This window comes from Accumulibacter sp. (assembly GCF_036625195.1).
Classification (GTDB): domain Bacteria; phylum Pseudomonadota; class Gammaproteobacteria; order Burkholderiales; family Rhodocyclaceae; genus Accumulibacter.
Window position 1 is genome coordinate 3294668 of the sequence record NZ_JAZKUG010000001.1, and the last position, 15341, is coordinate 3310008.

A 15341-nucleotide genomic window follows, 5' to 3' on the forward strand; every position below is an offset into this window, starting at 1 on the left:
AGCGAATGAACGACAAGGCCATCCTCATCGTCGAGGACGAGTTCATCGTGGCGGCGGACATCAAGGCGCGCCTGATCCGCTTCGGGTACCGGGCGATCGACGGCTGTCCGAGTGGTGAACAGGCACTCGAACTGAGCGAGCGGCTGCGCCCCGACCTGGTGCTGATGGACATCCATCTCGCCGGCGCCATGGACGGTGTCGCTGCGGCGGAGGAGATTCGCCGGCGCTTCGGCATCCCGGTGGTCTTCCTCACCGCCTATTCGGAGGACGCGACGCTCGAAAGGGCGAAGCAGGCCGAGCCCTCCGGGTATATCCTGAAGCCTTTCGACGACCGCGAACTCAGGGTCGTCGTCGACATGGCGCTCTACAGGCATGGGGCCGAAGAAGCGCTGCGGCGAAGCGAGCAGAGTTACCGGATGCTGTTCGAGACCGTGTCGCAGGGAGTGGTCTATCAGAACCTCGAGGGCTGCATCACGGCCGCCAATCCTGCTGCCGAGCGCATTCTCGGCGTTGGCCTGCAGCAGCTGCGCAATCGCCGCTCAGCGGACCCGTGCTGGCAGGCGTTGCACGAGGACGGTTCGGCATTTCCCGGCGAGCAGCATCCGAGCATGGTCGCGCTGCGCACCGGCCAGGCGGTGCGCAACGTCGTGATGGGGGTCTTCAATCCAGTCCGCGGAAAGTACGTCTGGATCGACGTCATCGCCATGCCGCTGTTCAAGGACGGCCGGCTGGTCGAGGTTTACAGCTGCTTCGACGACATCACCGAGCGCCGGCGAGCCGAAGGCGAGCTGGCGCATTACCGGCTGCATCTCGAGGAGCTGGTGGCGACGCGCACCGTCGAACTGGCGGCGGCGCGCGACGCGGCCGAGGCCGCGAGCCGGGCGAAGAGCGTCTTCCTGGCCAACATGAGCCACGAGATCCGGACGCCGATGAACGCCATCATCGGCTTGACCCACCTGCTGCGACGAAGTACCGTTGATGCGCGGCAGCAGGCGCAACTCGGCAAGATCGCCGATGCCGCCCAGCACCTGCTGTCGATCATCAACGATGTCCTCGACCTGGCGAAGATCGACGCCGGCAGGCTCGACCTCGAGCAGGCCGATTTCGCTCTGGCAGCCGTGCTCGACCAGATCCGCTCCGTTCTTGCCGAACAGGCCGTCGCGAAGGGGCTCGAGCTGCTGTTCGACGTCGATCCGGCCTTGCCCACCGGCCTGCATGGCGACGCGATGCGTCTGACGCAGGTGCTGCTGAATCTCGTCAGCAATGCGATCAAGTTCACCGAGCGGGGATCCGTACTCCTGCGGGCGCGGATGATCGAGGAGCGCGCCGCCGACGTGCTCGTTCGCTTCGAGGTGCGCGACAGCGGCATCGGCATCGCACCCGACACCCTTGGCCGCCTGTTCGGCGCCTTCGAGCAGGCCGACTCGTCGACGACCCGCCGCTACGGCGGCACGGGGCTGGGGCTGGCGATCTGCCAGCGCCTGGCGCAGCTGATGGGCAGCACGATCAAGGTGGACAGTCGCCCGGGCGAGGGCAGCAGCTTCGGCTTCGTGGTGCGTCTCGGCAGGAGCGGCGGGGACGCAGATCGCGGCTTGCCGCGGCACCAGCCGCCGCCGCCGAGGTCAACGGCGCAGCCGGCGGAACCTGGAACCGTCGCGCCGGATGCCGTCGATTGGCCGACTGCGCGCGCCCTCTTGGCGCGGCTGGAGGATCTGCTGCAGGCGGACGATATCGAAGCGAATCAGGTCCTGCATGAATCGGCTCCGCTGTTGCGCCTGGCCCTGGGCGAGCAGCTGGACCGCCTGCAGCGGCAGGTGAACGCTTTCGAGTACGGCACTGCGCTGGCTTCGCTCGGCGCCGCTCGCGCCGCTCGTTCCGAGCTGGCCCGGTGAGCCCGACGGCTGTCGATGATGCGGCGCGCCTGAACGACAGGCGTTTCACGACACGTTCCGCCCTGACGATCGCCGTCGTCTACGCCGCGCTCGGCTGCCTGTGGATTCTGCTCTCCGACCAGGCGGTCGAGTCGCTGTTCAGCACCCCGGAAGCGATCATCCGCGCCAGCATGCTGAAAGGCTGGCTCTATGTCGCAGCGACTTCGCTGTTGCTGTTCTTCCTCGTCAGACATTATCTGGGCAAACTGCAGGCCTCGCTGCGACGCGAGGTCGAGAACCTGCGCGACCGGCAGCGCACCTATGAGCTGCTTGCCGCCATCTCCGAACATTCGGACGACGCGATCTTCGCCAAGGACCTCGATGGCCGCTATCTGCTGTTCAACCCCGCCGCCAGCCGCTTTGTCGGCAGGCCGGCGGGCGAAGTCCTCGGCCGCGACGAGCGCGCGCTCTTCCCGGCGGCGCAGGCGGCGATGGTCCGCGCGGTCGATGAACGCGTCATTGCCACCGGCTGCATCGAAACCAACGAGGAAGTGCTCGACTTGCCCCACGGCAGGCGGACCTTCCTCTCGACGAGGGGGCCGCTGCGCGATGCCGGGCAGCGCATCATCGGCATCTTCGGCATCTCGCGCGACATCACCGCCAGCCAGCAGGCGCGCGATGCGCTGCTGCAAAGCGCGGTGCGCCTGCGCCTGCTGGTCGAGCATTCGCCGGTGGCGCTGGCGATGTTCGACCGCGACATGTGCTACGTTGCGGCCAGCGACCGCTGGTCGAAGGAATTCGGTCTGGGCGGGCAGAGCCTCATCGGTCGCTCGCACTACGAGGTCTTCCCCGAGATCGGCGAGGAAGCGAAGGAACTGCATCGACGGGGGCTCGCGGGCGAGGCGCTGGGCAGCGAGGCGGACCGTTTCGACCGCGCCGACGGCAGCGTGCAGTGGCTGCGCTGGCAGCTGCGCCCGTGGCTGCTGCCGGAAGGCGCGATCGGCGGCATCGTCATCTTCGCCGAGGACATCTCGCAACGCATGGCGACCGAGATCGCGCTGGGCGAGAGCGAGCGCCGTTTCCATGACATCGTCGAGGCTTCCGCCGACTGGATCTGGGAAGTCGATGGCGAGGCCCGCTACACCTACGCCTCCGCGGGCGTCGAGAGCCTGCTCGGCTACAGCGCGGCCGAAGTGATCGGCAGGACGCCCTTCGATTTCATGCCGCCGGTCGAGGCGGAACGCGTACGTTCGCTGTTTCGCGACATCGCTGCGCGCCGGGCGCCTTTCCGCGACCTCGACAACGTCCACCTGCACCGGGACGGCAGCCTGCGCCACGTGTCGACCAATGGCATGCCGATCCTCGCCGCCGACGGAACGCTGCGCGGTTATCGCGGACTGGACCGCGACGTCAGCGCACGCAAGGCTGCCGAACTGGCGCTGCAGCGGCTGGCCGACGACCTCGGCGCGACGCTGCGGGCGATTCCCGACCTGCTGTTCGAGCTCGATGCCGATGGCCGCTACTGCAAGGTCATGGCCACGCAGGAAGCCCTGCTGGCCGCTCCCGCCGATCAATTGCTCGGCCGCAAGCTGACCGACGTGCTGCCGCCCGAGGCGGCCGCGACGGGGCTGGCGGCGCTGGCGGCCGCCAGCCGGTGCGGTACGGATTATGGCCGGACGATCACGTTGCCGGTGGCGGAAGGCAGCCGCCATTTCGAGATTTCGGTCGCCTGCAAGCCGATGGTGGCGGGCCAGACCCAACGGTTCATCGTCCTGTCGCGCGACATCACCCGCCGCAAGGTGGCCGAAGACGAACTGCGGCAGCGCAATGCCGAACTCGAGCGCTTCAACCGCGCTACCATCGGTCGCGAGCTCGACATGCTCGAGATGAAGCAGACGATCAACGCGCTGTCGCGGGAGCTCGGCCGCGAAGCGCCCTATCCGCTGGTTTTTCTGGAGGACCAGGCGGGTGCGACGACAGGCCGCAGGTGACCCATCGTGGCGACCCGCTGCCGCAGCGTCCGCGTCACTTCGCCGGCGATCCGGAAAGCGGCGTGGCGCCCGGTGCCGGGGGAAGAGCCATGAAGTTGCGGCCACTCGCTTCGTTCCTCGTGCGGCTGATCTGGCTGTGCATTGCGCCGCTGCTGCTGCTCGCCGTCTGGCTGGCATGGGACAGCCTGCGGCAACAGGAAGCCCGGCACCTGCGCGAGGGCGGCAACCTGGCGCACAACCAGGCCACTGCCCACGACAGCTTCCTGATTGCGCGCATCGGCGCGCTGCAGGTGCTCGCAAATTCGCGGCTGGCCGATGATCCGCGGCGCTGGCCGGATCTCTATGCCGATGCGTTGAGCTTCGAGAAGAGTTTCGGGAGCCACGTCATTCTCGCCGACAGTACGCGACAGATGCTCTTCAACACGCGCATACCCTTTGGCGCGAACCTGCCCAGGTTGCCGCTGCCGCAGGGGCGCAGCGTCGTGCCGCTGGTGCTCGAAACCGGCCAGCCGCAGGTGAGCGACATCGTCTTCGGGCCAGTCGCCAACGTGCCGCTGCTCGCCATCGTCGTGCCCGGGCTGCGCGACGGCAAGGTCGGCCACCTGCTGCTGACGACGATCGAGGTGGCGCAGGTGCAGCAGCGCCTCGACCGGGTGGCGATGCCTGATGACTGGTCGCTCGCCTTGCAGGACGGCACTGGTGCCGACATCGCGCGACGTTCGCCGGCCGGCTTCGACAGCACGCGCGATGTCGATGCCGACCACCGCTTCGTCGTCCCGCTGGCACATTCCGCCTGGTCGGTGGTCGTCGAGATTCCACGCCAGAGCCATCAGGCCGCGCAGCTGAGGTCGCTCGTCATCCTGGCCGGTGCGATCCTGCTCGCCACGCTCGCCGGCATCGTCGGCGGCGTCCTCGCCAGCCGGCGAATCAAGCGCGAGGCGACGATGCTTGTCGCCGCCGAGGAGTCGGGCACCACTTCCGGCATTGCCGAGTTCAGCGCGGCGCGCGCGCGCATCGATGACGCCCGGGCGGCGAAGAACGCCAGTGACGAGCGGTTTCACCGCTTGCTTGATGGCGCGCCGCTGGCGCTGGCGATGGTTGCCGACGACGGTCGCATCGTGCGGCTCAACGGACGCTTCCACGAGCTCTTCGGTTATACGGTGGACGAACTGCCGGATGTCGACGCGTGGTTTCAGCGAGCCTACCCGGAGGCCGCGGCGCGCGAGCGCGCCCGCGCCAACTGGCGGCGCAGTGCCGCCGGCGCAGACATCGGCCCGCGCGAGCACCGGATTGCCTGCCAGGACGGCACTTGGCGCGACATCCTCATTTCGTCGATCCCGCAGCCGGAAGGAACGTTGGCGTTCTTCATCGACTTCACCGCGCAGAAGCAGGCCGGGTTGGCGCTGCAGGCTGCCCTGGCGGAGCAGAGCGCGGCGCGGCGGGAGGCGGAGAGCAACGCCGTGGCATTGCAGGAAAGCCGGCAGCGGCTGCGCTTGCTGATCGACCACGCGCCGGCAGCCCTCGCCATGTTCGACCGCGAGATGCGCTATCTTGCCGTCAGCCGCCGCTGGCGCGACGACTACGGCCTCGCCGGGCACGACCTCATTGGCCGCTCGCATTACGACGTCTTCCCCGAGATCGGCGAGGCCTGGAAAGCGGCGCACCAGCGCGGACTGGCGGGCGAGACCGTCAGCCGCGACGAGGAGCGCTTCGAGCGCGCCGACGGCAGCGTGCGCTGGGAGCGCTGGCAGCTGCGGCCGTGGCAGGCCGGCGACGGCACGGTCGGCGGCATCGTCATCTTCTCCGAGGACATCACGCAGCGAAAGATTGCCGAAGACCGGCTCCGCGAGGCCTTCGACGAGCAGCAGCGCGCGCGCCTGGCGGCACTGAGCCTGATGGAGGACGCGCAGGTGGCGCGTGCACGCGCCGAGGCCGCCGCCGATGCGCTGCGCAAGCTGTCGCAGGCCGTCGAGCAAAGTCCCGAAAGCATCGTCATCACCGACCTTTCAGGGACGATCGAATACGTCAATGAGGCCTTCCTGCGACAGACCGGCTACGGTCGCGACGTACTGATCGGCGGCAATCCGCGTCTCCTGCAATCCGGCAGGACGCCGCCGGCAACCTATGCCTCGCTGTGGGCGAGCCTGCAGCGTGGCGAGACGTGGAAGGGGGAGTTCGTCAACCGGCGCCGGGACGGCAGTGAATACATCGAGTCTGCCATCGTTTCTCCGATCCGCCAGCCGGATGGCACGGTTTCGCACTACGTCGCCGTCAAGGACGACGTCACCGAGATGAAGCAGCTGGGCGAGGAACTCGCCGCCCACCGACACCATCTCGAGGAACTCGTCGAGCAGCGCACGGTCGAGCTGCGCGAGGCGCGCACGCGGGCGGAGGCAGCCAGCCGCTCGAAGAGCGCCTTCCTCACCAACATGAGCCACGAGATCCGCACGCCGATGAACGCGATCATCGGCCTCACCCACCTGCTGCGGCGCGATGCCACCTCGTCGCTCGCCCGCGAGCGGCTGGGCCGGATCGACGACGCGGCGAGGCATCTGCTCGCGGTCATCAACGACATCCTCGATCTGGCGAAGATCGAGGCGGGCCGGATCGAGCTGGAAACGCAGGACTTCGCGCTGGAAGCAGTGCTCGACCATGTCGCCAGCCTGATCGGCGAGGACGCGGCCGCCAAGGGGCTGAGCGTGCGCATTGACGGCGACCACGTTCCCCGCTGGCTGCGTGGCGACCTGACCCGACTGCGCCAGTGCCTGCTCAATTGCGCCGGCAACGCCGTCAAATTCACCCGGCAGGGGGGCATCGTCCTGCGCGCCCGCCTAGTCGATCGCGACGCAAGCCGCAGCCTGGTACGCTTCGAGGTCGAGGACAGCGGCATCGGCATCGCGCCGGATGTGCTGCCGCGGCTGTTCCAGTCGTTCGAGCAGGCCGATGCCTCGACGACCCGCCAGTACGGCGGTACGGGACTCGGGCTGGCGATCACGCGCCGCCTGGCGCAGATGATGGGCGGCGATGCCGGCGCCGAAAGCACGCCCGGGGTGGGCAGCCGCGTCTGGTTCACCGCCTGGCTGGAGCACGGTGAGCCGGTACCCGCCGGCAGCGGTCCGACAAGCGGCGTCAGTGCCGCCGAGCTGCGCCGCTCGCATGCCGGCCGACGCGTGCTTCTGGTCGAAGACAACCCGCTCAACGCCGAAGTGGCAACGGAACTCCTGCGCGAGGCCGGGGTGTCCGTCGACGTCGCCGAGAATGGTCGGTTGGCGGTCGAGTGGCTGGGCAACCACGCCTGCGACCTCGTCCTGATGGACCTGCAGATGCCCGAGATGGACGGTTTCGCGGCGACGCGTGCGATCCGCTCCCTGCCCGGACGCGAAGGCGTGGCGATCCTGGCGATGACCGCGAATGCCTTCGACGACGATCGCCAGGCCTGTCTGGCAGCGGGCATGAACGATTTCGTCGCCAAACCGGTCGATCCGCCGACCCTCTATGCCGCGCTGCAGAAGTGGCTGCCGGTCATGGACCCGGCAGCGGAGGGCGGGCAGGCAGGTGGCGGCGGGGCGGTGTCCGGGCACAGCGCTGCGCCGCCCGTTGCCGACGACGAGACCGTCATCGCCCGCCTGGCGAAGCATCCGGGCATGGATCTGCGGCAGGGCCTGGGCGTCGTGCGCGGCAATCGGGTCAAGCTGCTGAGCCTGTTGCGCTCGATGCTGACTGCGCAGCGGAACGCGATGCGCGAAGTGGAAGACTGCCTGCAGCGTGGTGCCGGCGCGGAGGCGCGGCGCATTGCGCATACGCTCAAGGGTGTGGCGGCGACGCTTGGCGCACGGGAGCTGGCGGCGGCCGCACAGGCGGTCGAGAGGCCCCTGGCAAGGGATCCCGGCGTGGCGCCGGCCGATCTCCCGCTGCTGGTCGCGGCGGTCGACGGCGAACTCGCGCAGCTGCTGGCGATCATCGACAGCCCGGCGCCGCGCTGATCCTTCGCCGCCAGCGGTCGCGCGCCTCGCGTGCGGCGCCGACTGCGGATCCGGCGCGACGTCGCGCTGCGACCGACGCCTGCTGCCACGCACGCGGTCGCGGCGACGAGGCCTCAGCGGAGCATGGCCCGGCCGGAGAAAATGCCCGGGCGACGAGCAGCGATCTGTTCTAAACTACCGGGTCTTGGCGAGAGGCACGATCGATGGCAGAGGGCACGCGGGCGACGATCCTGATCGTCGATGATTCGGCAGAGAATCTGCAGGTTCTCCCGGGTCTGCCGGCGAGCGCGTACCGGGTGCTGGCGGCGACATCGGGCGGGCGTTGCCGCGACCTGGCGCACGACCGGCCGGCGCCCGACCTGGTCCGGCGGGACATCCGCATGCGGCACCGGAACGGCTGGCGACGATGCCGTGCGCCTGGGCGGGCATGACGCAGCAGCAGCACCTCGGGCGCCGCCGGAAGCTTGACCAGGCTTCGTTTCTGGTCGTATCGACCTACGGCGTTTTCGCCAGCCTCTGGATCCTGCTCTCGGACCGTGCAGTGGAGTCGCTGCTCACCGACCCGGACCAGATCATTCGCGTCAGCCTGTTCAAGGGCTGGCTGTTCGTCGCCGTCACCACGCTGCTGCTCTATGTCCTCGTGCGGCGCCAGTTCAGCCGCATCGACGCCGCGCACCGGAGCGAGATCGCGATGCAGGAGGAGAGGCAGCGATCCCTCGAGTTGCTGCAGGCCATTGCCGACCATTCGGACGATGCCATCTATGCCAAGGATCTCCAGGGCCGCTACCTGCTGTTCAACCAGGCGGCGTGTCGCTATGTCGGCAAGCCGGCCGCGGCGGTGCTCGGTCACGACGACCGGGATCTCTTCCCGGAGGAGCAGGCCCGGCTGCTGATGGCCATCGGCGAGCGCATCGTTGCCGGCGAGCGGATCGAGACGAGCGAGGACTGCCTCGACACGGCGCTCGGCAAGCGGACGTTTCTGGCCACGAAGGGGCCGTTGCGCGATGCCGAGGGGCGGATCTGCGGCATCTTCGGCATCTCGCGGGACATCAGCGAGCGCCGGCGGGCAGCGGACGCGCTGGCGGAACGTGAACAGATGTTCCGCTCGCTGACCAGCAACCTGCCGGGAGCGGTCTACCGCTGCGAGTTGCTGCCGCCGTGGCGCGCGACGATGATGTCGGATGGCGTCCTGGCGTTGACCGGGCATTCGGCACGGGACTTCCTTCGCGAGGAGAATCCCCTGCCGTGGCAAGACCTGATCTTCGCCGCGGATCTGCCACGGGTGCGGCAGGAGGTCGACGCCGCGATCCGGGATGACCGTCCATTCAGCACCGTCTACCGCATTCATCGGGCCGACGGGGACGTGCGCTGGGTACTCGACCACGCGCGGCCGATCCGCGCTGCGGCCGGAACGGAGCTCCACTTCGATGGCGTGATCTTCGATGTCACCGACCGCAAGCAGGCGGAAGACGAGCTGCGCGAGCGCAACACCGAGCTCGAACGACTCGGTCGCGCGACGATTGGTCGCGAGCTGGCGATGATCGAGATGAAGAAATGCATCAACGCACTGTCGCTCGAACTCGGCCGTGCGCCCCCCTATCCCCTGGCCTTTGCACGGGATGACCCGGCATGACGCTGTCGCGCCGCCTGCTGGGTACGCTGCTCGTCGTGCTGGGCATCGGCTTCGCCGTCCTCGCCGTCGGCCAGCAGTACTGCGTCCGCCGCTGGGTCGAAGCCAACGTGCAGGACAACGCCGAGCGCGTCCATCGCATCGTCTTGGCGATGCGGCAGCTCTACCACCGCCAGTTTATCGACAGCGGGTTGCCGGTCGACGAAGGGACGCTGGGCTTCCTGCCCGCGCATGCGATGCAGCGGATCGGGCGCGATCTGGAAAGCCGCGAGACGACCGGCCTGTCGGTGCGGAATGTCGCCGTCGACGCCGGCGAGGGTTTCGACCAGGCCGACGACGTCGAGATGGCGGCCATCGAGCATTTTCGCGCCGATCCGCAGGCGCAGTCGCGCTTCGTCGCCTTCGCCGGCGTCGACGGGCAACGCTACTATCTGCATGCGCGCCCGATCCGCGCTGACCAGGGCTGCCGCGAATGCAGCGGCGCAGCGAACGTCCGCCTGACGGCGGCCGGTCCGGAGCGTGACGATGCCATCGGCCATCGCGCCGGCGATCTGCAAGGCATCCTGAGCATCAGGGTGCCGGCGACGCCGCTCGAGGCACAGGCGCGGGCGAGGCTGCTGTGGCTGCTGGGCGCTGCGCTCGCCGCGCTGGCTCTGCTCGGCATCGGCACGGCGTGGGCCGTCGATCGCCACGTGATCCGCCCGCTGCGGAGGCTCGATGAGCACATCCAGGTGGTCGCCGGCGGCAATCTGTCGCGGCGGATCACCGGGTTGAAGGGGGAGTTCGGCCGCGTCGGCGAAGCCTGCAACCGGATGGCGGAGAATCTGTCGTGGGAACTCGCGCGGCGCGAGGAAAGCGATCGCCGCTTCCGGACCATTTTCGAACAGAGCGCGTTCGGTATCGCCATCGTGGCAATCGATGGCCGCTGGCTGCGAGTCAACCAGCGCCTTGGCGAGATGCTGGGCTACGGCGAAACCGAGCTGCTGTCCAGGAGCCTGGGGGAAGATACCCACGCGGAGGATGTCGCCGCCGATCGCGACCAGATGCAGCGCATGCTCGATCGCGAAGTCGACAGCGCTTCAATCGAAAAGCGCTATCGCCGCAAGGGAGGAACCATTCTCTGGGCCACGACGACGATGGCTCTCGTGCGACAGGAGAACGGTGAGCCGGCTTACTTCATTGCCGCGGTCGAGGACATTTCCCGGCGCAAGGAGGCCGAACTGGCCCGCCAGGAGAGTGACACGGCGCGCGATGCGGCGGTCGAGGCGCTGCGTGCCGGACAAAGGCTGGCTGTCGACGAGCAACGGCAAGTGCGGCGCGCGACCCTGAGTCTGCTCGAGGAGGCCACCGCCGCACGGATTGCCAGCGAGGAAGCGGCAGCAGCGCTGCGGCAGAGCGAAGAACGCTTTCGCGCCCTGGTCGAGCAGTCGATCGCCGGCATCTACATCCGTCAGGACGATCGCTTGCGCTACGTCAATCCCGGCTTCGCCGCCATCTTCGGCTACGAATCGGCCGCCGACCTGATCGACCGGGTCGCTGCGCACGAACTCGTCAGCCCCGAAGACCGAACGGCCGTCAGGGAAAGCATCGGCCGCTGCCTCGAGGGTGAATCCAGCAGCATGAGCTACACCTGCCGCGGCGTGCGCCGCGATGGCCAGCTGATCGAGATCGAAGTGCATGCCCGGCGCTTCGATTACCTCGGCAAGCCGGCGGTGATCGGCCTGGTCCTCGACATCACCGCCCGCAAGCTTGCCGAACAGGAACTGCGTCGGCGCAACGATGAACTCGAGCGCTTCAACCGCGCGACCGTCGGCCGGGAGCTCGACATGGTCGGGCTGAAGAAGCGGATCAACGAACTGTCGCGCGAGCTTGGGCGCGAACCGCCGTACCCGCTGGCGTTCCTGCAGCCGACGGCGGACAGCGAGCCTTCCCCTGGCGGCTGAAACGGCGATGAGCACTGCCCGGGAAGATGATTCGACGGCGCGGGTCTGGGCCGCAGCCTTCGAACATGTCGAAATGGGCCTCGCCATCTCCGATGCGCGCAGCAGCACGCTGCTGGCGGCGAATCCCGCCTTTGCCCGGCGGCGTGGCTACCGTGCCGAGGAACTGCTCGGCAAAGCCCTGCTGGAACTCTTCCCGGCGGACTTGCGCGATGCCGTTCGCGCGCAGATCAGCGATGCCGATGGCGGGGTGCACACGCTGTTCGAGAGCGAGCACCTCTGCCGCGACGGCAGCCGCTTCCCGGTGCGGATCGATCTCACCATCGTCCGCGATGCCGACGGGCGGCCACTGCATCGCATCGCCTGCGTGCAGGACCTCAGCGAGGAAAGGCGGCGAGCAGTCGAGAGCAGGGAAGCGCAGGACCGGCTGCAACTGTTCTTCGACCATGCCCCGGCCGCGCTGGCGATGTTCGACCGCGACATGCGCTACCTCGCCGTCAGCCGGCGCTGGCTGGACGACTACGCGCTCGGCGGGCAGGAGCTCATCGGTCGTTGCCACTACGAGGTCTTTCCGGAGATTTCACCCGCCTGGAAAGCCGTCCATCAGCGCGCCCTGGCGGGGGAAGTCGTTACTGCCGACGAGGATCGCTTCGAACGTGCCAACGGTACGGTGCAGTGGCTGCGCTGGGAGGTTCGGCCCTGGCAGGCGGCGGCTGGCGGCGTCGGCGGCATCGTCATCTTTTCCGAGGACATCAGCGTGCGCAAGAATGCGTACGAGACACTGCGCAGCAGCGAGGAGAAGCTGCAGACGATCCTCGAGTTCTCGCCCGACGCGGTGTTGGTGGTCGGCGTGGACGACCGCTTCATCTACGTCAACCGGCAGGCCGAGCGCCTGCTGCGCTACGAGCGAAGCGAGCTGCTGCGGATGGGCCTGGCGGACCTCCTGCCGCCGCCAGCGGCGGGCGCGCTGCCCGGCTTGCAGCGCATCCGCGCCGGCAGTCCGCAGGCGCAGTCCTTCACGACCGCGCTCGCCGACAGGGAAGGCGGCCGCGTGGCCGTCGAAGTCAATGGCATCCGCCTGCCCGACGGCTCGGTGCTTTGCCAGGTACGCGACATCCGCGAGCGCCTCGATACCGAGATGAAGCTCAGGGCGGTGCTGGAGGAACAGCAGAACGCCCGCATCGCGGCGCTGAACCTGATGGAGGATGCGCTCGCCGAACGCCGGCGCGCCGAGGATGCCTGCGTTTCGCTCCGGGCATCGGAGACCAATTTCCGTCTGCTGGCGGAAAACGCCGCCGACTGGATCTTCTGGCGCGGGGCGGACGGTCATTTCAGGTACCTGTCGCCCGCCTGCAAGAAGATTACCGGTTACGAACCGGAGGAGTTGATCGCCGATCCGGATCTCGCGCTGCTGATGGTCCATGCCGACGACCGTCAGGCGTATCGGTTGCATCTGGCCCTCGACCATGCCGCGGACGATGTCGAGATGGAGTTCCGCATCACGCGCAAGGACGGGGCCCTTCGCTGGCTGGGTCATCACTGTCAGCCGGTTGTCGGCGAGGAGGGCGAATATCTTGGCCGCAGTGGTGCCAATCGCGACATCACCGCGCGCAAGCTGGCGGAAGATGAATTGCGCAAGCTCTCTCTCGCCGTCGAGCAGAGTCCGGAGAGCATCGTCATCACCGACCTGAACGCGCGCATCGAGTATGTCAACGATGCCTTCCTGCGCGCCACGGGCTATCGCCGCGACGAAGTGATCGGCCAGAGTCCGGGCCTGCTGCAATCGGGGAAGACTCCCCGCGGAACCTATGCCGTGCTCTGGCAGACGCTGCTCCGTGGCGAAACCTGGAAGGGCGAGTTCATCAACCGCCGCAAGGATGGCAGCGAGTATGTCGAATTCGCCATCATCACGCCACTGCGCGCCGGTCATGGCCAGGCGACCCATTACGTGGCGGTGAAGGAGGACGTCACCGAGAAGAAGCGCATCGGCCATGAGCTGGACAGCCACCGCCACCGTCTCGAAGTCCTCGTCGCCGAGCGGACGCAACAGCTCGACGAGGCGCGGGCGCGCGCCGAGGCAGCCAGTCGCACGAAGAGCCATTTCCTGGCCAACATGAGCCATGAGATCCGCACACCGCTGAACGCGATCATCGGCCTGACGCATCTGATGCGCCGGCAGCAGCTGCCACCCGACCAGATCGAGCGACTCGACCGGATCGACAGCGCCGGCCAGCACCTGCTGCGGGTCATCAACGACATTCTCGATCTGTCGAAGATCGAGGCCGGACGACTGGATCTGGAAAATGTCGACTTCCACTTCGTCAGCCTGCTCGACAACGTCCTCTCGATGATGGCGGAAGCGGCTCGGGCGAAGGGACTCGCCCTGGGTTTCGAGCACGACGAGTTGCCGTCCTGGCTGCATGGCGATCCGACCCGGTTGCGGCAGGCACTGCTGAACTATCTTGGCAATGCGGTCAAGTTCACCGAGCACGGTTCGATCGATCTGCGGGTACGCCTGATCGAGGAACAGGGCGACCACGTCCTGCTGCGCTTCGAGGTCGCGGACAGCGGCATCGGTCTGACAACGGAGCAGATCGCCCGCCTGTTCCAGCCCTTCGAGCAGGTGGATGCCTCGACGACGCGTCGTCATGGCGGTACGGGGCTGGGGCTGGTCGTCACGCGGCGACTCGCCGAGCTGATGGGCGGCGAGGCCGGGGTCTGCAGCACCCCGGGCAGCGGCAGCCGCTTCTGGTTCACCGCCCGGCTGCAGGTCGGCCGAAGCGCGGCGATGCTGGCCCCAAGGGTCGGGCAGACGGCGGCTGCCGAGGCGATGCTGCGTCAGCGCGCAGGGCGGGCACGTGTCTTGCTGGCCGAAGACAACGCCATCAACCGCGAGGTCGCCGTCGAGTTGTTGCGCGCCGTCGGACTCGAGGTCGATCTGGCGGAGGACGGCCGCGTGGCAGTTGCCCGGGCGCGGCGATACCCCTATGACCTGGTGCTGATGGACATGCAGATGCCCCAGCTGGATGGCATCGCCGCAGCGCGCGAGATGCGCGGATTGCCGGGTTACGGCGCGGTGCCGATCATCGCCATGACGGCCAACGCTTTCGCCGACGACCGCCGCGCGTGCGCGGAGGCCGGCATGAACGACTTCGTCGCCAAGCCGGTCGAGCCGGCGCGGCTCTATGCAACGCTGCTCCAGTGGCTGCCACGACAGGAGGCGGCCGAGACGCCTGCAGCAGGGGACGAGGGCAGCGGCGCGACGGATGTCGCCGGAGTCGTCGAGCGCCTCGCCCGCCTGCCGGGGATCGATGTCGGGCGAGGACTGCGCGCGGTGCGCGGCAAGGACGAGCTCTACGTGTCGCTGCTGCGCCAGTTCATCGAAGATCATCGCGACGACGCCGAGCGGATCCGCAGGCATCTCGTCGCGGGCGTGCCGGAAGAGGCCCGGCGCTTCACGCACGATCTCAAGGGAGTCGCCGGTACGCTGGGAGTCGACCGTCTCGCGCAGGGCGCGAGCCGTCTCGATGTCCTGTTGCGGCAGGGCGGGGCGGCGGTGGACGCGGCGCTCGTCGAGTCGTTGCTCGCTGAGCTGGCGGACACGCTCGTTGGACTCGCCGCCGTCTTGCTGGGCGTCCCCGAGCGCGCGGCTGGCGGCGAGCCGGTCGACCCCGAGCACCTTGGTGGCGTCCTGCAGACCCTCGAAGATCTCCTGCTGCACGGCGACACGGCGGCGCAGGCGCATTTCGCCAGGCACGCCAGCGCGTTTCGGGCGATTCTGGATGGCCCGACCGCGACCCTCCTCGAGCGCCACCTGCAGTCCTTCCGCTTCGAAGACGCACTGGCGGTGCTGCGCGACGGCGGGCAGCCGCGCTGATCATGCCGGCAGTGGCTCGGCCCTCGGAGCCGCGACCAGGCGCTGCCTT

At 68.3% G+C, this 15341-nt stretch carries 7 protein-coding genes; all 7 read left to right on the forward strand.

The features are described from left to right. The first annotated feature begins 5 nt into the window (after positions 1 to 5). Positions 6 to 1892 carry an ATP-binding protein gene (locus V5B60_RS14520; protein WP_332347729.1) on the forward strand — a complete coding sequence of 629 codons (1887 nt, stop codon included), beginning with the start codon at positions 6 to 8 and terminating at the stop codon, positions 1890 to 1892. Continuing rightward, the gene (locus tag V5B60_RS14525; protein WP_332347730.1) at positions 1889 to 3862 is read left to right on the forward strand and encodes a PAS domain-containing protein; all 1974 of its coding nucleotides are present in this window, start codon (positions 1889 to 1891) and stop codon (positions 3860 to 3862) included. The genes V5B60_RS14520 and V5B60_RS14525 overlap by 4 nt, the downstream gene beginning before the upstream one ends. Positions 3863 to 3951: 89 nt before the next feature. Then, the gene (locus V5B60_RS14530; protein ID WP_332347731.1) at positions 3952 to 7845 is read left to right on the forward strand and encodes a PAS domain S-box protein; all 3894 of its coding nucleotides are present in this window, start codon (positions 3952 to 3954) and stop codon (positions 7843 to 7845) included. 203 nt (positions 7846 to 8048) lie between these two features. Continuing rightward, positions 8049 to 8276 carry a hypothetical protein gene (locus V5B60_RS14535; RefSeq protein WP_332347732.1) on the forward strand — a complete coding sequence of 76 codons (228 nt, stop codon included), beginning with the start codon at positions 8049 to 8051 and terminating at the stop codon, positions 8274 to 8276. Further along, the gene (locus V5B60_RS14540) at positions 8252 to 9478 is read left to right on the forward strand and encodes a PAS domain-containing protein (RefSeq protein ID WP_332347733.1); all 1227 of its coding nucleotides are present in this window, start codon (positions 8252 to 8254) and stop codon (positions 9476 to 9478) included. Before V5B60_RS14535 ends, V5B60_RS14540 begins: the two co-directional genes overlap by 25 nt. Further along, complete coding sequence (locus tag V5B60_RS14545) at positions 9475 to 11418, forward strand: PAS domain S-box protein (protein WP_332347734.1); 1944 nt, start codon at positions 9475 to 9477, stop codon at positions 11416 to 11418. The genes V5B60_RS14540 and V5B60_RS14545 overlap by 4 nt, the downstream gene beginning before the upstream one ends. A 7-nt stretch (positions 11419 to 11425) precedes the next feature. Next, positions 11426 to 15292 (forward strand): PAS domain S-box protein, encoded by a 3867-nt coding sequence (locus V5B60_RS14550; protein ID WP_332347735.1) that lies wholly within the window; start codon positions 11426 to 11428, stop codon positions 15290 to 15292. Positions 15293 to 15341: the final 49 nt, after the last annotated feature.